This is a genomic window from Streptomyces sp. MBT53, from assembly GCF_016654115.1.
Lineage (GTDB): Bacteria > Actinomycetota > Actinomycetes > Streptomycetales > Streptomycetaceae > Streptomyces.
This window is the reverse complement of record NZ_JAEQAZ010000058.1, coordinates 1-18,129: the sequence shown is the minus strand read 5'-3', so window position 1 is coordinate 18,129 and position 18,129 is coordinate 1. Positions and strand designations below refer to the sequence as shown.

The following is an 18,129-nucleotide window of genomic DNA, read 5'->3' as shown; positions in this document are numbered from 1 at the left end:
CGCAGCCCCTGTGACCGTTCCGTGGAGATGAGGGGCCGGATGGCCCTCAGTGCCTTGGTGGCGGTGCCGCTCGCCGTGCGCGTCGGGCGCTCAGGGTGGAGCCTGAGCCTGAGCCCCGAAACGGCACGGCCGGGCGAGGAGGTGGTCGGCGTGTCAGACGGGCAGTTGTCCCGGCAGGCGCAGGCACCGGTCGGCCGGCCGATGCTGTCGCTCGCGCTGGCCGCGATGATGGACGCCGTCCACGCGCACTCGGGCGCGGTGTATCTGCTGACGCCCGACGAACCGGTGCTGGAGATGGCGGTGATGGCTGGCCTGCCGCGGGCGTTCGCCGCGCCGTGGGAGCGGGTCGGGCTGAGCGCGCCGATCCCGGTCGCCGAGGCGGTGCGCGAGCGGCGGCTGATCTGGGTCGGCGGCGAGGAGGACATGGCCCGCCGCTATCCGCGGATCGCGGTCGTGCTGCCGTATCCCTTCGCGCTGGCGGCGGTGCCGGTGGCAACCGGGTCCACGGTCTACGGCTCGGTGTTCGTGACCTGGCCCGGTTCGCATCCGCCGGTGCTGTCCGACCGGGACCGCGAGCAGCTGACCAGTGCCTGCGCCCGGCTCGCGGTGCGGCTGGAGCGGGCCGTGGAGGAGCGCCGCCCGGCGCGTGCGGAGCCCGATCTGCTGGCGACGGGGCCCGCGACGAGTGTGGCCGGGACGCTGGGCACGGTCGAGGCGGCGCGGATGGTGGCCCGGCTGCCGTACGGGCTGTGTTCGCTGGATCTGCACGGGCGGGTGGGCTTCGCGAACGCGGCGGCCGGGGAGCTGCTCGGGATGTCGGTGAGCAGTCTGCTGGGCACCCAGTTGTGGGCGGCGGTGCCCTGGCTCAACGACCCGGTGTACGAGGACCGTTACCGGGCCGCGCTGCTCAGTCAGCAGGTGACGTCGTTCGTGGCGCTGCGTCCGCCGGGCGAGTGGCTGTCGTTCCGGATGTATCCGAACACGACCGGGCTGAGTGTGCGGATCAGCCGGGCGCGGGCGGTGACGGAGCTGGGCCGGGCGGCGCCGCGGGCGGGGGAAGGGCCCTCGCGCCTGGTGTCCATCTCCCAGGTGCTGAGTCTGGCGGGGGCGCTGACCGAGGCGGTGGGGGTGGAGGACGTGGTGCAGTTGATCGCGGACGAGGTCGCGCCTGCGGTGGGCAGTCAGGCGCTGGTGGTGCTCGGTTCGCGGGGCGGGCGGCTGCATGTGCTGGGGCACCGTGGCTATTCGGATCCGCATGTGGTGGAGCGTTTCGACGGGATGGCGCTGACCGAGTCGACGCCGGGGACGGCCGCGCTGACCAGCGGTGTGCCCGCGTTCTTCGATTCGCGGCAGGATCTGGAGCGGCTGTATCCGAGCCGGCATGCCACCCCTGACGGGTTCGCGGCCTGGGCGTTTCTGCCGCTGGTGGTGTCCGGGCGGCCGGTCGGGACCTGTGTGCTGGCGTATGCCGAGCCGCGTGTCTTCCCCGCGGACGAGCGCGCGGTGCTGATGAGTCTGGGCGGGCTGATCGCGCAGGCGCTGGAGCGTGCGCTGCTCTACGACGCGAAGCACCAGCTGGCGCACGGGCTGCAGGCCGCGCTGCTGCCGCACTCGCTGCCGTCGCTGCCGGGCATCGAGGCCGCCGCCCGCTATCTGCCGGCCACTCAGGGCATGGAGATCGGCGGCGACTTCTACGACCTGGTGACGACCGAGGGTCCGGCTGCGGTGATCGGCGACGTCCAGGGCCACAACGTGACAGCGGCCGGTCTGATGGGCCAGATCCGGACGGCCGTCCGCGCCTACACGACGGTCGGTCAGGCCCCGGAGGAGGTCATGCGCAGCACCAACCGGCTGCTGATCGACCTGGGCGTGGAGCTGTTCGCGAGCTGTCTGTATCTACGGCTGGATCCCGCGCGCGGTACGGCGGTGATGGCGCGGGCCGGTCATCCGCCGCCGTTGCTGCGCCGTCCGGACGGGCGGGTGCGGGTCCTCGACCTGGCCGGTGGTCCGCTGCTGGGCATCGACGCCGACGCGACCTATCCGACGACGGAGGTGAATCTCGCGCCCGGTTCGGTGCTCGCGCTGTACACCGACGGGCTCATCGAGTCTCCCGGCGTCGACATCGAGGACGCCCTGGCAGAACTGGGGCAACGCCTCGCAGCGGCAGGGGACTTGCCGCTGGAGGACATCGCCGACGAACTCGTGCGGCACAGTGCCTCGGCACGGGAGCGGATCGACGACGTGGCGCTGCTTCTTCTGCGGGCCCGGGAGCCGGGCCCCGACTGACTGACTGACGTACACGCAGGGCGGTCCGGCCCTCCCGCCGGAGGGCCGGACCGATCCACCGCCGACCTGAAACGCTGGAAGGGGTCGGATCAGTGGTTCGAGGTGAGCGAGGAACCGTCGTCGGCTCCGGTGCCCGTGCCGTCTCCGGTGGCGTCACCGGTGCCGTCGGTCGCGTTCGGGTCGACCGCGCCGGACTGATCGCCCGTGCCGTCGGTCGCGGACGGGTCCACGGCTCCGGACTGGTCGCCGGTGCCGTCGGTGGCCGAGGGGTCGGCCGCGGTCGCCGACGGGTCCGCCGTGGCGGTGTCGCCCGCACCCGCGCCCGCACCGGCACCCGCGTCGCCGAGGGTGGCCCCGGTCGCCGTGAGCGCGGCGGTGACCGGCTGGAAGAAGGTCTCGCCACCGCTGGTGCAGTCGCCGCTGCCGCCGGAGGTGAGGCCGACCGCGCCGCCGTCCTGGGTGAAGAGGGAGCCGCCGCTGTCACCCGCCTCGGCGCAGACGTCCGTCTGGATCAGGCCGTTGACGGTGTCGACACCGTTGGGGTCGGTCTCGCTCTGGAAGTTGACCGTCGCGTCGAGACCGGTGACCGTGCCGTCGTGCAGACCGGTGGTGGAGCCCATCCGGAAGACCTGGGTGCCGACCGTGGCGTCCTCGGCCTGGGTGATCTGGACGGTCTGGCCGTTGCCCACGTTGACGTCGCTCGTGGTCTGGGTGGCCGGGTCGTCGTACTTCACCAGGGAGAAGTCGTTGCCGGGGAAGACGGCCTGGTCGACCGTGGCGATCGGCTGGCCGTCCTGCGTGTCCGACCACTGCTTCGCCGCGACACCGCAGTGTCCGGCGGTCAGGAAGGCGGGGGTGCCATCGCTCGCGGTGACGTTGAAGCCGAGGGAGCAGCGGACGCCGCCCTGGTCGGTCTGGGCGAAGATGGCGTCGCCGCCCGACACCAGGGTCTTGAAGGAGCCGCCGGTCTTCTTGACCGTGGCCATGCTCGTACCGAGGCTCTTGACGGTCGACAGGACGGTGTCCCACTTGCTGCCCGTGACGGTGCTGTCGGCGAGGACCTGGATCTTGTTGGTCTTCGGGTCGACGGACCAGGCGGTACCGGGGATGGTGGCCTTGGTCTTCAACACCTTGGCGGCGGCGGTGAGTTCGGCGGTGCTGTTCTGCACCTCGCGCACCTTGGCGCCGGCCTTCTCGGCCTGTACGACGACGTTGTTGTTGTCGCCGGAGATCACGTTGACGACGAGCTGCTGGGTGGCGCTGTCGTAGTAGGACCCGGCGAAGGCGTCGCCGAGCAGTCCGGCGATCTGCGAGGAGAGGTCCGAGGCGCCGGTGGCCTTGAGGGTCTTGGGGGTGGCGGCGCCTGCCGAGTTGTCCTGGGACGCGTTGGCGTTCGGCAGCAGGATCGCCGCCGCTCCGAGTGCAGCGACACCGCCGACAGCTATCGCGGCCTTGCGCTTCGGAATTCGCTTGTGACTCAAACTTCTCGACCTCCTGGGGACCGGGGTCTGTGCCGCCGGGGGTGGCGGCTTATGGGGGCGCCTGGATGCCCGTTGATACGCACGTGTCACGTGAGGTGTTCAATTCCGTTTCTCAACTTCCTTTGCGAAAACGCGAATCGGCCATGTCCAAGCGCTGACCTGGGACGGGTACGAGGTGGCTGCGGGCCTGTGCGCACGGCGCGAGAGGCCCTCCGTGTCCGGTGTCCGCCGAACGGCCGGATGTCTTGATCGAATCGGTGGCCGCCCTAACCGCCGCGCGCACGCGCCCAGTTCACCCCCTCCCCGACCGGAACCGAACGCAACCGGTCGGTGACGGTCCGTCGAGAACGGTGAGCGGAATCCCCGCTTCAGGGAATCTGCACAGCGCGTACCCAACGAAGTCACCGGACTCGACGGATCTGCACATGCACACACCCCCGGAAACGCCTTTGGTGGGGAGTGCCCGATTCCGCTTCGACTCCGCAAGCCCTCCTGCGGAGTGATGCCGTGCAGCGTGTGAAGAAGTCGCCGACACCTCGTGCCCACACCTGCACGGTTCGCGCCCCCTGAGGCTCAAGTGCCCTGGTGGGACAGGAGTTTGATTGGCTGCGCCCGTCCGCAGCGTGCTTTGATCCGTCGCACCGCAGGAGCCACCAGGGCTCCGGAAACGGCGCCCGGCGCCTGCGGTCGCGGCCGTCGTCTGTCCCCAGAGGGGGCCGCTCCCCCCCCTTGTGAATATCCATATGAAGGGAAGTTCCCCCATGAACTCCACCCCCCAGGTCCAGACCGTCGAGATCTCCGACGCCGAGCTCGACAACGTCTCCGGTGGTCTGTCCGTGAACGCCCTCGGCACCGTCACCGGCCTGGTCGACGGCGTTGTCCCGGTCTCCGGCCTGGTCGACTCGGTCATCGGCACGGTCGAGGGCACCACCGGCCTGAACGTGGCCCCGGTCACGAGCCTGGTCGCCGGTCTCTGATCGCGCCTTGTTCCACCGAGTCCCGGAGCCGTTTCCCGGCTCCGGGACTCTTGGGGTGCCGTACTCCGGTGCCGTAAAAGATCTCTCCCACAGGTGAGGGAAGTCCCGTGCAGTTCCGCCAACAGGCCCTCGCCAAGCTCCAGTCGGCCGAAGAGCTCGACCTTCCGGTGCGCTTCGCGCGTCCACAGGGCTGGCTCGTGCTCTGTGTGACGGTGGTCGTCGTGGCCGCCGCCTCCGTGTGGGCGGTGACCGGTTCCGTGGCCTCCACGGTCGGGGCGTCCGCCGTCCTCACACACGGGGAGGGCAGTTACATCCTGCAGAGCCCGGTCGCGGGCCAGGTCACGGCCGTCGTCGCCCAGGAGGGCGAGCGGCTGCCGGCCGACTCCCCTGTCCTGCGGGTCCGTACGGCCGACGGCGACTCCGTCGTGCGCACCGTCGCCGCGGGACGGATCACCGCGCTCGCCGCCACCATCGGCCAGATCATCCAGACCGGCGCGAACGTCGCCGCCGTGGAGAAGGTCGCACACGCCTCCGACCCCCTCTACGCAACGGTGTACGTCCCCGCCGAGAACGCGGCCACCATCCCCGCGAACGCCGCCGTCGACCTGACCGTCTCCTCGGTGCCGACACAGACGTACGGCGTGCTGCGCGGCCACGTGAAGGCGGTGGACCGGTCCGCCGAGTCGGCGCAGCAGATCGCCGCGTTCCTCGGGGACAGCCAGCTGGGCGAGCAGTTCACCAAGAAGGGCAGACCGGTGGCCGTGCTGGTGAAACTCGACAAGTCGGCCCGCACGAAGAGCGGTTACAAGTGGTCCTCCGCCGACGGACCGCCCTTCGCCCTCACCTCCATGACCATGGCCTCGGCCTCGATCCGGCTGGCCGATCAGCGTCCCCTCGATTGGCTGCTGCCGTGAGCCCCGCACAGGACACCCGTTCCCGGCGCCGTTCCGCCCCACCGAAACGCCCGGTCCCCAAAGGCCGTGCGAAGACGGTCCGTTCACCCACCGTCCTCCAGATGGAGGCCGTCGAGTGCGGCGCCGCCTCCCTCGCGATGGTCCTCGGCTTCTACGGCCGCCACATCCCGCTGGAGGAACTGCGCATCGCCTGCGGTGTCTCCCGCGACGGCTCCCGCGCCAGCAACTTGCTGAAGGCGGCCCGCAGTTACGGCCTCACGGCCAAGGGCATGCAGATGGACACCGCCGCCCTCGCCGAAGTGCGCTCCCCGGCCGTCCTGTTCTGGGAGTTCAACCACTACGTCGTCTACGACGGCATGGGCCGCCGCCTCGGCCGCCGCGGGGTGTACATCAACGACCCCGGCAAGGGCCGCCGTTTCGTGCCCATGGAGGACTTCGACTCCAGCTTCACCGGGGTCGTCCTGGTCATGGAGCCGGGCGAGGGTTTCGAGAAGGGCGGGCGCAAGCCCGGTGTCCTGGGCGCGATGCCCGCCCGGCTGCGCGGCACCGCGGGCACGATGCCCGCCGCCGTCCTCTCCAGCCTGCTGCTGGTCCTGGTCGGCGCGGCGATGCCCGCGCTCAGCCGGACCTACATCGACATGTTCCTGATAGGTGGTCAAACCTCCCTGCTGGGCGTGCTGTTCGCGTCCATGGGGACCTGTGTGCTGCTCACGCTGGTGCTGACCTGGCTGCAACAGGCGAACCTGCTGCACGGCCGCATCATCTCCTCCACTCTGTCCAGCGCCCGCTTCCTGCGCCATCTGCTGCGGCTGCCGGTGACGTTCTTCTCCCAGCGCAGCCCGGCCGACCTGGTGCAGCGCCTCCAGTCGAACGACTCCGTCGCCGAGACCCTGGCCCGCGACCTGTCGGCGGCGGGCGTGGACGCGGTGGTCGTGGTCCTCTACGCGGTGCTCCTCTACACCTACGACCCCCAACTCACCTACGTGGGCATAGGCGTTGCGCTGCTGAACGTGGTGGCGATGCGGGTCGTCATCCGGCTGCGCGCGACCCGCACGGCGAAACTCCGTGCCGACAGCGCCCGGTTGACCAACACCGCCTACACCGGGCTCCAGTTGATCGAGACGATGAAGGCGACCGGCGGCGAGGACGGCTACTTCCGCAAGTGGGCCGGGCAGCACGCCACCACCCTGGAGGAGCAGCAGCGCCTCGGGGTGCCGAGCGCCTGGCTGGGTGTGGTCGCGCCGACGCTCGCCTCCCTCAACAGCGCGCTGATCCTGTGGATCGGGGGCTTGCGGGCCGTGGAGGGCGGCATCTCGGTCGGTCTGCTGGTCGCCTTCCAGGCCCTGGTCACCCGCTTCACCGCGCCGATCACCCGGCTCAACGGCGTCGCGGGCCGCATACAGGACTTCGCGGCCGACGTGGCCCGCCTCAAGGACGTCGAGAACTTCCAGGCCGATCCCCTCTACTCCCGTGCGGGCGGCGCCGATTCGACGCGTCGACTGCAGGGACACGTGGAGCTGGAGAACATCACCTTCGGCTACAGCCCCCTCGACAAGCCCCTTCTCACCGGCTTCTCCCTCACGGTCGGACCGGGCCAGCAGGTGGCACTGGTCGGCGGCTCCGGCAGCGGCAAGTCCACGGTGTCCAGGCTCATTTCGGGTCTCTACACGCCTTGGGAGGGTGTGATCCGCATCGACGACCACCGCCTTGAGGACATCCCGCGCGGCGCGCTCGCCGCCTCGGTCTCCTTCGTCGACCAGGACGTGTTCCTCTTCGAGGGCTCGGTCCGCGACAACGTGGCGCTGTGGGACCCCTCCATCCCGGACGACGCGGTGACGGACGCGCTGCGGGACGCGGCCCTGTACGACGTCGTCATGCGCAGGCCCGGCGGCATCCACAGCCGGGTCGAGCAGGACGGGCGCAACTTCTCCGGCGGTCAGCGCCAACGCCTGGAGATAGCGCGGGCGTTGGTCCGCAGGCCCAGCATCCTCGTCCTCGACGAGGTGACGAGCGCCCTGGACGCGGAGACCGAACTGGTCGTGATGGACAACCTGCGCAAGCGCGGCTGCGCCTGCGTGGTGATCGCGCACCGGCTGAGCACCGTGCGCGACAGCGACGAGATCGTCGTCCTCGAACACGGCACGATCGTGGAACGCGGGCGGCACGAGGCCCTGGTCGCGGTCGGCGGCGCGTACGCCACGCTGGTCAAGGAGCGCTGAGATGACGTCGGTTCAGGAAGGCGACCTGGTCCTCGGCGCGCTGGGATCCCTGGGTACGCCGATCGACTGCACCGGGTTCAACCGCCTCGACCTCGAAGGCCCGCAGGTGCTGTGGCTGGTCGTGTCGGGCGCCATCGACCTCTTCGCGGTGGACGCCGTACAGCAGGGGCACTGGCACCACCTCGGTCGGCTGGAGGCGGGCTCACTGCTGCTCGGCCCGGTCACCGGCCCCCAACACACCCTGGTGGCACGCCCGTTGCGGGACTGCGTGGTGCACCGCATCAACCTGCGCGAGCTGTACCAGCCCGCGAACACCCAGACCTGGTCGTACGACGACTACGGCAACCCCCAGTACGTGCCCCCGACTTCGAGCCCGCTCGAATACGCCCTCGCCCTCGGCGTGGGCCGCGGTCTCTCCATCCTCTTCCAGGCCCCGATGGCCGGCGAACGGGCCGCCGCGCTCACCGACGACGACGTCTTCTGGATGCAAGTCCCGCCGGGCAGCGTGCAGTACGGGTCGCTGTACGGCGCGGAGGCGGCGGCCGATCTGCTGATGGACCCCGGTGTCTGGCAGGGCATGGTCGACCAGCAGTACCGCCTCCTTTCCACGCTGGACAAGTGGATCGAGCAACTGGAGCGGACGCACGAGACGCGAACCGCCGCCGGGATCAAGGCCGGTGAGGCGGTCCGCGCGCAGGCCGACCGGACGCTGCTGGCGTCGATCGGCAGGTCGTCGGCCCGGCGCACGACGGCCGCCGACGCCGACGCGTCGTACGCGGCCTGCAGGTTGGTCGCCGAGGCGGTCGGCATCACGCTCGCCGAACCCGCGCAGAGCGGCAGCGAGAGCGACCGCCTCGATCCGGTCGAGCGGATCGCCCTCGCCTCCCGGGTCCGGGTACGGGCCGTACGGCTCGACGGACGCTGGTGGCGGGACAACGTCGGTCCGCTGGTGGGCCATCGGGCGCTGTCCGGCGCACCGGTCGCGCTGCTGTGGCGGCGCGGCGGCTATGTCGCCGTCCATCCGGCGACCGGCCGTGAGACGCCGATCGAGAAGGCGAACGCGGAGGAGTTCGAGCCGCGCGCGGTGATGTTCTACCGCCCACTGCCCGAGCGCCGGCTCAGCCCGCTGAGGCTGCTGCGCTTCAGCATGCAGGGCACCGGCAACGACCTCTCCAACCTGCTGATCAGCGGGTTGGTGACGGTCGCGATCGGAGCACTCGTGCCCATCGCGACGGGCAAGGTGCTCGGCGAGTTCGTGCCGAAGGCGCAGACGGACCTGATCGTGCAGGTCTGTCTGGCCGTGATGGTGACGAGCGTGGTGGCGGCGGCCTTCATGCTGCTGGAGAACCTCACCATGCTCCGGCTGGAGGGCCGGATCGAGGCCACGCTCCAACCGGCCGTCTGGGACCGGCTGTTGAGGCTGCCGACGAAGTTCTTCACCGAGCGCTCGACGGGAGAGCTGGCGAGCGCGGCGATGGGCATCAGCTCGATTCGCCGTCTGCTGGCGGGAATCGGGCCCGTGGTCGCCCAGTCGCTGACGGTCGGCGCGATGAACCTGGGCCTGCTGTTCTGGTACAGCCCCTCGATGGCGCTCGCGGCGATCGGCATGCTCGTGGTGATCGCGGCCGTGTTCCTGGGCCTCGGCCTGTGGCAGGTGCGGTGGCAGCGCAAGTTGGTCGTGCTCAGCAACAAGCTGAACAACAAGGCGTTCCAAACCCTGCGCGGACTGCCGAAGTTGCGGGTCGCGGCGGCCGAGAACTACGCCTACGCGGCCTGGGCCGCCGAGTTCGCGCGCAGCCGTGAACTCCAGCAGAAGGTCGGGCGGATCAAGAACCTCACCACGGTGCTGGGCGCGGTGTACCTGCCCGTCTGCACCCTGCTGATGTTCATGCTCCTCGCGGGCCCGGCACGCGGTTCGATGTCGGCAGCCGCCTTCCTCACCTTCAACACCTCGGTGACGATGGTCCTGACCTCCGTCACCCAACTCACCGGCGCCTTCGTCTCGGTGGTCTCCGCGCTGCCGCTGTTCGAGGAGATCAGACCGGTCCTGGACGCGGCCCCGGAGGTCCGCACCGCGAGCACCCGCCCCGGCCGCCTGTCGGGCGCGATCGAGGCCCGCCGCCTGTCCTTCCACTACGCCGACGACGGCCCCCTCGTCCTCGACGACGTGTCGTTCCAGGTGCGCGCGGGCGAGTTCGTGGCGATCGTCGGCCCCAGCGGCTGCGGCAAGTCCACCCTGCTGCGCCTCCTCATCGGCTTCGACAAGCCGGTCTCCGGCAGCGTCCTCTACGACGGCCAGGACCTGGGCGCCCTCGACCAGTCGGCGGTACGGCGGCAGTGCGGGGTGGTGCTCCAGCACGCGCAGCCGTTCACCGGTTCGATCCTGGACGTCATCTGCGGCACCGAGCCGTTCACACCGGAGGAGGCGATGGCGGCGGCCGAGATGGCGGGACTCGCCGAGGACATCAAGCGGATGCCGATGGGCCTGCACACCATCGTCGCGGGCAGCGGCGCGGTCTCGGGCGGCCAGCGTCAACGCCTCATGATCGCGCAGGCGTTGATCCGCCGGCCGCGCATCCTCTTCTTCGACGAGGCGACCAGCGCCCTCGACAACGAGACCCAGCGCACGGTGATCGAGAGCACCAAGGCCCTGAACGCCACCCGGATCGTCATCGCCCACCGCCTGTCGACGGTGCTGGACGCGGACCGTGTCGTCGTCATGGAGGACGGCAAGGTCGCCCAACAGGGGCCGCCCGCACAGCTGTTGGCGGACACGGGCGGGCGGTTGCACGAGCTGGTGCGGCGGCAGATGGCGTGACGGGGCAGGTCAGTCCAGGCCGGGCACAGCAGCGCCGGACGGGACACCCGCCGCCAAGTACCCGTCGTAGAACGCCTTCCAGGGCGCGCCGGCACCCGCATGCGGTCCCTCGACGCGCTCGCCACGAGCCTTCGCGTCCAGGGCGCCGAGGCACACCTCCCAGCCGGCCCCGTTGCGGGACGCGGTGTCCTCGGCGCTCAGGACGTTGGTGAGGGTGAAGCGGGTGCGCTTCTCCTCGGTCTCCTCCAGGTCGAAGTGCAGCTCGTCGCCGCCCCATTCGAAGGAGAGGTGCCGGGGCGGGTCGACGGCGACGACCTTGCCGGTCGACTCCGGCATGTTCGGGTCGCCGCTGAAGGTGACCGTGCCGCCGGGGCTCAGCTCGAACTCGGCGCGTGAGGGGAACCACTGGGCGAGTTCGTCGGGGTCGGTCACGAACTGCCAGACGCGGTCCAGGGGTTGGTCGTAGATGCGGCTGAAACGCACGGCGGGGCGGCCGTCGCCGAGGGTGAGATAGGTGCCGGTGAGATCGACGGACATGGTGGATCAGTCCTTCGGGACGGGTTTCCGGTCGGTGTCGTCCGACGTCTCGTCGAGGCGCCGGCCCAGCGTGTCCAGGCTGCGGTTCCACAGCTCGCGGTAGGGGGCGAGCCAGGCGTCGAGTGCGGCGATCGGGGCGGGGTCGAGGGCGTAGACGCGGCGCTGCGCGTCCTGCCGTACCCGGACCAGGCCCGCGTCCCGCAGCACCCGCAGATGCTTCGACGTGCTGGGCTGGCTCAGACCGCAGGCCTCCCCTATCTCGCCGACGGGCCGGGGCCGCTCCAGGAGCAGGGCGACGATGGCCCGCCGGTGGGGATCGGCGAGGGCGGTCCAGAGCGAGGCGTCGGACATGACTTCAATATGCCTCGGTGGTTATATGCCGGTCAAGGCATGCATGGTTTTCAGGAAACCGGGCGGCCGTAACCGGGGATGTCCGCGTGATCCACCCCGTGCGCCGCCCAGCTGTACAGATGCAGATCGAGGCCGTCGGGGTCGTTGAACACCAGCAGCCAGCCGATCGAGGCCTCGATCACCGGCGAGTGCGGGATGCCGAGGGTGTCGAGGTGGGCCGCCCAGGCCTCGATGTCGGCGCGGTCCGGGACCGCGAAGCTGACCGGGTCGAAGCCCTGACAGCCTTGTGCGGCCTGGGAGTTGACCCGCAGGCAGAGCATCGAGTCGCCGAGGCCCGGCACCTCCCCCGCCACTCCGCGCACGACGCCGTCCTCCGCGTCCGGGAACTCGTGCGTGACCTTGAAGCCGAGGACGCGGCCGTACCACTCGCGTGAGCGGTCGAGGTCGGTGACGGGCATCTTCACGTGGTGGATTCCGGCGAGCTCCGGCATGGCACCCACACTCCTCATCGCCCTGATTGATTTCACCGCAGTACGACTGCGACGATTTCCTTCTAGACTCCTCCCCATGCCCGAACCCGTCAACCAGAAGAATGACCGGAAGAGCGCCCGGAACAGCGACCGGAAGCGGCCCTACCGCTCGGCCAAGCGCGCCGAGACGGCCGCGGCGACCCGCGCCCGCATCCGGGAGGCGGCCTCCCGGCTGTTCACGGAGAAGGGGTTCACGGGCACGCGCATGAAGGAGGTGGCGGCGCTGGCCGGGGTCGGCGAGCGCACGCTGTACGACGCGTTCCCGACCAAGGCGGCCCTGTTCGGGCACACCCTGGGTGTCGCGATCGCCGGCGACGAGGAGCCGGTCGCCGTGCCGGACCGCCCCGAGACCCTGGAGATCCGCGACGAGCCCGACCCTGCGCGCGCGATCGGCCGCAGCGTCGACCAGATCACCGAACTGCTGGAGCGCGCCGGTGACTTGATCATGGTGACCGTCGAGGCGGCCGGCGCCGACCCGGACATGCGGGCCTCGGCGGACGCCGGAGCCGCGGCGACCTACGGCGTGCATCTGGCCCTGACCACGGCACTTGAGGAGCGTGGGGCCCTGCGCCCGGGTCTCGACGCACGCACCGCCGCCGACACGCTCTACGCGCTCGCGTCACCGCACATGCATCAACTCCTGCGCAGACACCGGGGCTGGACACTGGAGGCCTACCGGGCCTGGCTGCGGCGGGTGTTGGTCGCGGAGCTGCTCGACTCTCACTGAGCGACACCCTTCCACCGCTCGGGGACATCGCCGTCGCGGCTGTGCAGCTGCGTCGCCAACACCCGTACCGCCGCCGCGAATCGGTCCGGGTGGCGCAGGAACTCCATGTGGATGCCGGGGAATTCGGCCCACGGTGCCCCGATCCGGCGGGCGATCTCGATCGACGGGCGGGCGTAGTACGTGCCCCGGTCCTCCGCTCCCGCGCCCAACACGATCGGAAACGGGGCCGACTTGAGCGCGGTCTCGTCGGGCCGGAAACCGGCGAAGCCCGACCACTCCGCGCCGAAGAGGTGGTCCTGGTTTCCCAGGAACCGCTTCCAGAGCTCGCCGGGCCAGCGGTACGTGCCCTCACCCCGAGTGGTCTCCGCGAACCGGCGTCCCGCCGCCGGTGCCCCGCCCTGCGCGTACAGCGCGGCGAGTTCGGCGAAGAAGCCGCGCCCGGGGTCGCCGTCGGGCAGGACGTTCACGGCGGGCGGTTCATGGGCGATCAGGCCCGTCATCACCTCCGGGTGCAGTGCGGCCAGCGTGAGTCCGATGATCGCGCCGCCGCTGTTGCCGAACACCAGCGCCCGCCCGCCGGCCAGGCCGTCGACGAGCGCGCGGGCGTCGGCGGCCTGCAGGGCCAGGTCCATCGGCGTCCCGGTCCGGCCGGTGCTGCGCGAGTTGCCGCGCCGGTCGTAGGAGATCACCATGAATGCGTCGGAAAGGATCTCCGCGACGCCGTCGTAGTAGCCGGCGTCTCCCCCGGCCCCGCTGATCATCAACAGCGCCGGGCCGCTGCCGCGCACCTCGTAGTACAGCCCGGCCCCGTCGGCCTCGAACCTGCCCTTGCGCATGCCTGGATCCCCATCCCCAGCGAAACGTTGCCGTTTCGCTGAAAGTGCTCTACTGTCGATGTGTACGAAACCGTTTCGTTTACGTTTTGGTAAACCCCGAACGACTTCCCTGGAGTGGTTCCCGATGTCCCAGAAGACTCTGACCGAAGGCACCCAGTCGGGTGTCACGGAGGCGCAGCCCGCGTCCTCCTCGAAGCGGTGGTGGATCCTCGCGATCGTCGCCGTGGCTCAGCTGATGGTCGTCCTCGACGCCACCATCGTGAACATCGCCCTGCCGTCGGCCCAGAAGGACCTCGGCTTCTCCGACGGCAACCGGCAGTGGATCGTCACCGCGTACGCCCTGGCGTTCGCTTCCCTGCTGCTGCTCGGCGGCCGGATCGCCGACCTCTTCGGCCGCAAGACCGCCTTCCTCATCGGCGTCGTCGGATTCGCCGGCGCCTCCGCCCTCGGCGGTGCCGCCAACAGCTTCGGCATGCTGGTCACCGCACGTGCCCTCCAGGGTGTCGCGGGCGCGCTGCTCGCGCCGGCCGCGCTCTCCCTGCTCAACACGACGTTCACGGACGCCCGTGAGCGCGCCCGGGCCTTCAGCGTGTACGGCGCCATCGCGGGCGCCGGCGGTGCGGTGGGCCTGCTGCTCGGCGGTGTGCTGACCGACGCCTTCGACTGGCGCTGGACGCTCTACGTCAACGTCGCCATCGCCTTCGTCGCCTTCGCGGGCGGCTGGGTCCTGCTCTCCAACCACCGTGACGCGGCGGGCTCCAAGCTGGACGTGCCGGGCACGGTACTGGTCGCCGGTGGTCTGTTCTCCCTCGTCTACGGCTTCTCCAACGCCGAGACGCACGACTGGAGTTCACCGCAGACCTGGGGCTTCCTGATCGTGGGTGTCGTCCTGCTGGCGGCCTTCGTCTGGTGGCAGAACCGCGCCGAGCACCCGCTGCTGCCGCTGCGCATCCTGCTGGACCGCAACCGGGGCGCCTCGTTCCTCGCCGTGCTGATCACCGGTGCGGGCATGTTCGGTGTGTTCCTCTTCCTCACCTACTACCTCCAGCTGAACCTGGGCTTCAGCCCCACCAAGACCGGTGTCGCGTTCCTGCCGATGATCGGCGCCCTGATGGTCATGGCACAGGTGGGCACCACGGTCCTGGTGCCGCGCCTCGGCCCGAAGGTCGTCATTCCGCTGGGCTTCGCCATCGCCATGGTCGGCATGGCCTGGCTGACCGGCATCGGGGTCGGCTCCTCCTACGCGACCCACGTCCTGCCGCAGCTGATCGTGATCGGCGCGGGCCTCGGCATGGTGATGCCGCCGGCGATGCAGCTCGCCACGGGCGGAGTGGCCGCCGAGGACGCGGGTGTCGCCTCGGCGACGGTCAACGCCATGCAGCAGGTGGGCGGTTCGATCGGTACGGCGCTGCTGAACACGCTGGCCGCGAGCGCCGCGACCGACTACCTGGCCGGGAAGGACGCGACCAGCAAGCTGGTCCAGGCGCAGGCCACGATCGAGAGCTACACCACCGCGTTCTGGTGGTCGGCGGGCTTCTTCGCCGCGGGCACGCTGATCGCGCTCGGGCTCTACCGCCGCGGAGTCCCGCAGCAGGACGCGGACGCCGCACCGGTCGTCCACATGTGATCCGTTCCGCCGCAAGGTGAGCCGCACAGACCGAGGGGTCGCCGTCCGCAGGGAGACGGCGGCCCCTCTTCTCTTCGGCCCTTCTCTTCGGCTTCGCCTCGGCGCGATGGTGGCGGTATGCGTAAATCGGTGGCCGCATACGGCAGTTCGCTCTTCCTGGCGCTCGCCCCGGGCACCGTGGCCGTCCTGCTGCCGTGGTGGCTGACCGGGTGGCGGGCCGGTGACTGGTGGCAACCGCTGCGGCCGCTGGGCCTCGTACCGCTCGCGGCCGGCACAGCCGTACTGCTCATGGCCTTCGCGCGGTTCGTGACCGAGGGGCTCGGCACTCCGGCGCCGGTCGCGCCGACGGAGCGGCTGGTGGTGGGCGGTCTGTACCGCTACGTCCGCAACCCGATGTACGTGGCGGTCGACACGACGATCGCCGGCCAGGCCCTGCTGCTCGCACGGCCCGTCCTGTTCGTCTACGGCGGCTGTGCCGGGCTGTTGATGTGGGCGTTCGCGCGCTGGTACGAGGAACCCGACCTGGCGCGCAGGTTCGGTGCCGACTACGACCGTTATCGCGAGGCGGTGCCTGGATGGTGGCCGCGGTCGACGCCTTGGGACCCCGACTCGACCGCCTACTGACAGAAAGTCAACCTTTTCGACCGAAGTTCACCATGTCGAGTGAACCAGATCTTGCGGGCGGCGTGTCATGGATGTTCAGGGCTTCTCCGGGGTAACTACCGAGACCGAATGCGCCCCGTGCCGAGGTGGAGCGGCCATGACAGCGGAAGCGGACGAACGCGACAGTCCCGCGGCCAACTCCTGTGCCCTGACGCGGTCGTACGGCCCCTTCACGGTGGTCGAGGTCTCGGGGGAGATCGACATGGCGACCGCCGGCCTGGTCGTCGAGCACCTGGACGCCGCGACGGCGGTCGCGGAGCCCGACGTACTGGTGGATCTGCGGCCCGTGGAGTTCCTCGACTGTTCGGGGCTGCGCGTTCTGTGCCGGGCCGAGCGGCGGGCGAGGGAACGCGGCGGGCGGCTGCGGATCGTCTCCGACGGGCCGCGCATCGACCGGCTGTTGCGCGCCTCGGGTCTGCTCGGCCGCTTTCCGCCGCTGCGCGCGCTGCCCTCCCAGGAGGAGAAGCCGCAACGATGACAGGGGCCGGCTCGGGCGACCCCACACCGCCCGGCCGACCCCTGGTGCGGGATCGCGGTACTCCGCGACAGGGGTGCGCACTCCCCAGCTACGGACCCTTCCTGATGCTCACGGAGACCGTGCGACCCCGGTCTCTCAGAACGTGAAGACACCTCCGTACCCGTAGGAGTCCTTCACGCACTCGTTGGAGAAGACGCGCTCGTAGGAGACGCGCTTGCCCTGCCAGACACCCTCGACCGTGACGACGACGGGACGGTAGAGCTTGTTGCAGAGCACATCGCTCCGGGCCGCCAGGGCGTCGAAGTCGCCCCCGATTCCGCGCAGTTCGGCGCAGGCCCGGGCAGCGGACGGGTGGGTGCCGGAGGAGGTGGGCGCGCAGGTGAGGGTCACTGCGCGCTCCGGTGTCGCGAGGGCGGCGTCGTCCCCGTGGCCCATGGTCAGCACCAGGGCCGACGGGGCGTAGAGCGCGGACGGGCCGGTGCCGTGGGCCGCGAGGGCGGTCCCGGTGAGGGGGCCGCAGACGGCGGTGGCCGCCAGCCCCAGAGTCGCTGCCCAGCGCGCGGTGTTCCGCATTGTGTGCATCCTTCCGCTCGATACGAACCGATCACGGACCGATCAGTTCGTGATCGGTCCGAAGCGGTGCCGGTCCCGCTCGGTCGGTGCCGAACCGGCGGGCGCCACTCTGCCGAGTCCGCCGCCGGAACACACATCCCACCCACAGCTTTCAGTAACCTTGCGTGTTGAATCAGTGGCGTGAAGTCACAGAATTCGAACGCGCGAACCCCGGAACCATGGGCTTCGCGAGCGCCGAATCGGGCCGGTTGGCCGGTTTACCCGCCCTCGCCAATCGTCCTGAAACAGTCCCGAAACATTCCGCTTCAGCTCTCGGCGCACTCCGCCGCAGCCCCTTGCGTTCGCACTGCTCGCGAGTAATCGTCATTACATGATTACGACAGAGCAGCAGGAGAAGCTTCGCGGCTGGTTCACCGGCCGCCTGCCCGACGACCTCTTCGAGGAGCTGGTCGAGGTCACGGTCGACCGCGAGGAGGTCACGGTCATCGGCCGCATCCCCGCGCCCCGGCTCGCCGAGGGCATCTCGGACGCCGAGAAGGAGGCAGCGGTCCAGGGCCGCGTCCAGGAGTTCCGCGAGCGCACCCGGGAGACCCGGATCGCGGTCGCCCGCGAGGCCGAGCACCGGTTCCGCAGGAAGGTCTCGTGGGGTGTGGAGTGCGCCGGGGAGCGGTCCCTGTTCACGCACATCTCCGCACCCGTCATGACCCGGCTGCGCCAGCCCGAGCGTCAGGTCCTCGACACCCTCATCGCCGCCGGCGTGGCCCGCAGCCGCAGCGACGCCCTCGCCTGGTGCGTCCGCCTCGTCCAGCGGCACACCGACGACTGGCTCGCCGAACTGCGCGACTCCCTCGAACACGTCCAGCGGGTCCGCGCCCAGGGCCCCGACACCGAGCCGGAGGACACCCCGACCGACAGCGAGTGACATCAGAGCCCCAGGGTGGACGATTACTCCACCCACGGCACGAAAGATGGATGAACCGTCCTCTGGTGCGGGTGTCGCGACCGACCGTAGCGTCGGCGGACACCCTGAGGACGGCATCCGCTCACCCCGCCCACCCCGCGCGCGTGACCAGCCGTCCACACCGCCACCGCGCCACCCCGCGCTCCACCGC

At 70.5% G+C, this 18,129-nt stretch carries 16 protein-coding genes; 10 read left to right on the top strand and 6 right to left on the bottom strand.

What is annotated here, in order from left to right; translation table 11 throughout:
• The first annotated feature begins 141 nt into the window (after positions 1-141).
• On the top strand, positions 142-2,286 hold the full coding sequence (locus tag JHN45_RS22330; protein ID WP_201050280.1) for a SpoIIE family protein phosphatase: 2,145 nt from the start codon (positions 142-144) through the stop codon (positions 2,284-2,286).
• 89 nt (positions 2,287-2,375) lie between these two features.
• Here the strand turns inward: JHN45_RS22330 and JHN45_RS22325 are convergent, their stop codons facing one another.
• Entirely contained in the window at positions 2,376-3,767 is a 1,392-nt protein-coding gene (locus JHN45_RS22325; RefSeq protein ID WP_201050238.1) for a S1 family peptidase, read from the bottom strand.
• 761 nt (positions 3,768-4,528) lie between these two features.
• Here JHN45_RS22325 and JHN45_RS22320 point away from each other — a divergent pair.
• The 4 genes from JHN45_RS22320 to JHN45_RS22305 all read left to right on the top strand — a co-directional run bounded on the left by JHN45_RS22320 (position 4,529) and on the right by JHN45_RS22305 (position 10,695).
• Positions 4,529-4,744 carry a type A2 lantipeptide gene (locus tag JHN45_RS22320; RefSeq protein ID WP_200710534.1) on the top strand — a complete coding sequence of 72 codons (216 nt, stop codon included), beginning with the start codon at positions 4,529-4,531 and terminating at the stop codon, positions 4,742-4,744.
• Positions 4,745-4,851: 107 nt separating this feature from the next.
• On the top strand, positions 4,852-5,658 hold the full coding sequence (locus tag JHN45_RS22315) for an HlyD family efflux transporter periplasmic adaptor subunit (protein ID WP_201050237.1): 807 nt from the start codon (positions 4,852-4,854) through the stop codon (positions 5,656-5,658).
• Positions 5,655-7,877, top strand: a complete 2,223-nt coding sequence (locus JHN45_RS22310) for an NHLP family bacteriocin export ABC transporter peptidase/permease/ATPase subunit (protein WP_201050235.1) — start codon at positions 5,655-5,657, stop codon at positions 7,875-7,877. The genes JHN45_RS22315 and JHN45_RS22310 overlap by 4 nt, the downstream gene beginning before the upstream one ends.
• A gap of 1 nt (position 7,878) precedes the next feature.
• Positions 7,879-10,695: an NHLP bacteriocin export ABC transporter permease/ATPase subunit gene (locus tag JHN45_RS22305; RefSeq protein WP_201050233.1), complete on the top strand. Its 2,817-nt coding sequence runs from the start codon at positions 7,879-7,881 to the stop codon at positions 10,693-10,695.
• 9 nt (positions 10,696-10,704) lie between these two features.
• Here the strand turns inward: JHN45_RS22305 and JHN45_RS22300 are convergent, their stop codons facing one another.
• The 3 genes from JHN45_RS22300 to JHN45_RS22290 are packed head-to-tail and all read right to left on the bottom strand — an operon-like array spanning position 10,705 to position 12,074.
• Entirely contained in the window at positions 10,705-11,232 is a 528-nt protein-coding gene (locus tag JHN45_RS22300) for an SRPBCC family protein (RefSeq protein WP_201050226.1), read from the bottom strand.
• A 6-nt stretch (positions 11,233-11,238) separates the two neighbouring features.
• The gene (locus JHN45_RS22295) at positions 11,239-11,583 is read right to left on the bottom strand and encodes a helix-turn-helix transcriptional regulator (RefSeq protein ID WP_200710539.1); all 345 of its coding nucleotides are present in this window, start codon (positions 11,581-11,583) and stop codon (positions 11,239-11,241) included.
• 50 nt (positions 11,584-11,633) lie between these two features.
• Positions 11,634-12,074 (bottom strand): VOC family protein, encoded by a 441-nt coding sequence (locus tag JHN45_RS22290; RefSeq protein WP_201050224.1) that lies wholly within the window; start codon positions 12,072-12,074, stop codon positions 11,634-11,636.
• A gap of 76 nt (positions 12,075-12,150) precedes the next feature.
• On the opposite strand from JHN45_RS22290, the gene JHN45_RS22285 reads away from it, so the two are divergent.
• A complete protein-coding gene (locus tag JHN45_RS22285) occupies positions 12,151-12,840 on the top strand; it encodes a TetR/AcrR family transcriptional regulator (protein WP_201050216.1) in 690 nt (229 codons plus the stop codon).
• Here JHN45_RS22285 and JHN45_RS22280 read toward each other — a convergent pair.
• Positions 12,834-13,676, bottom strand: coding sequence for an alpha/beta fold hydrolase (locus JHN45_RS22280; RefSeq protein ID WP_201050213.1), 843 nt, complete (start codon positions 13,674-13,676; stop codon positions 12,834-12,836). The two genes, JHN45_RS22285 and JHN45_RS22280, sit on opposite strands and share 7 nt — an antisense overlap.
• Before the next feature lie 124 nt (positions 13,677-13,800).
• Between JHN45_RS22280 and JHN45_RS22275 the strand changes: the two genes are divergently transcribed.
• From JHN45_RS22275 to JHN45_RS22265, 3 genes are all read left to right on the top strand, one after another.
• The gene (locus JHN45_RS22275) at positions 13,801-15,303 is read left to right on the top strand and encodes an MFS transporter (protein WP_201050211.1); all 1,503 of its coding nucleotides are present in this window, start codon (positions 13,801-13,803) and stop codon (positions 15,301-15,303) included.
• A gap of 117 nt (positions 15,304-15,420) precedes the next feature.
• On the top strand, positions 15,421-15,927 hold the full coding sequence (locus tag JHN45_RS22270; RefSeq protein ID WP_201050204.1) for an isoprenylcysteine carboxylmethyltransferase family protein: 507 nt from the start codon (positions 15,421-15,423) through the stop codon (positions 15,925-15,927).
• 136 nt (positions 15,928-16,063) lie between these two features.
• Positions 16,064-16,444 (top strand): STAS domain-containing protein, encoded by a 381-nt coding sequence (locus JHN45_RS22265; RefSeq protein ID WP_200710545.1) that lies wholly within the window; start codon positions 16,064-16,066, stop codon positions 16,442-16,444.
• A 135-nt stretch (positions 16,445-16,579) separates the two neighbouring features.
• On the opposite strand, the gene JHN45_RS22260 is transcribed toward JHN45_RS22265, so the two are convergent.
• The gene (locus tag JHN45_RS22260; RefSeq protein ID WP_201050202.1) at positions 16,580-17,017 is read right to left on the bottom strand and encodes a protease inhibitor; all 438 of its coding nucleotides are present in this window, start codon (positions 17,015-17,017) and stop codon (positions 16,580-16,582) included.
• Positions 17,018-17,387: 370 nt separating this feature from the next.
• On the opposite strand from JHN45_RS22260, the gene JHN45_RS22255 reads away from it, so the two are divergent.
• A complete protein-coding gene (locus tag JHN45_RS22255; protein WP_200710547.1) occupies positions 17,388-17,939 on the top strand; it encodes a hypothetical protein in 552 nt (183 codons plus the stop codon).
• Positions 17,940-18,129: the final 190 nt, after the last annotated feature.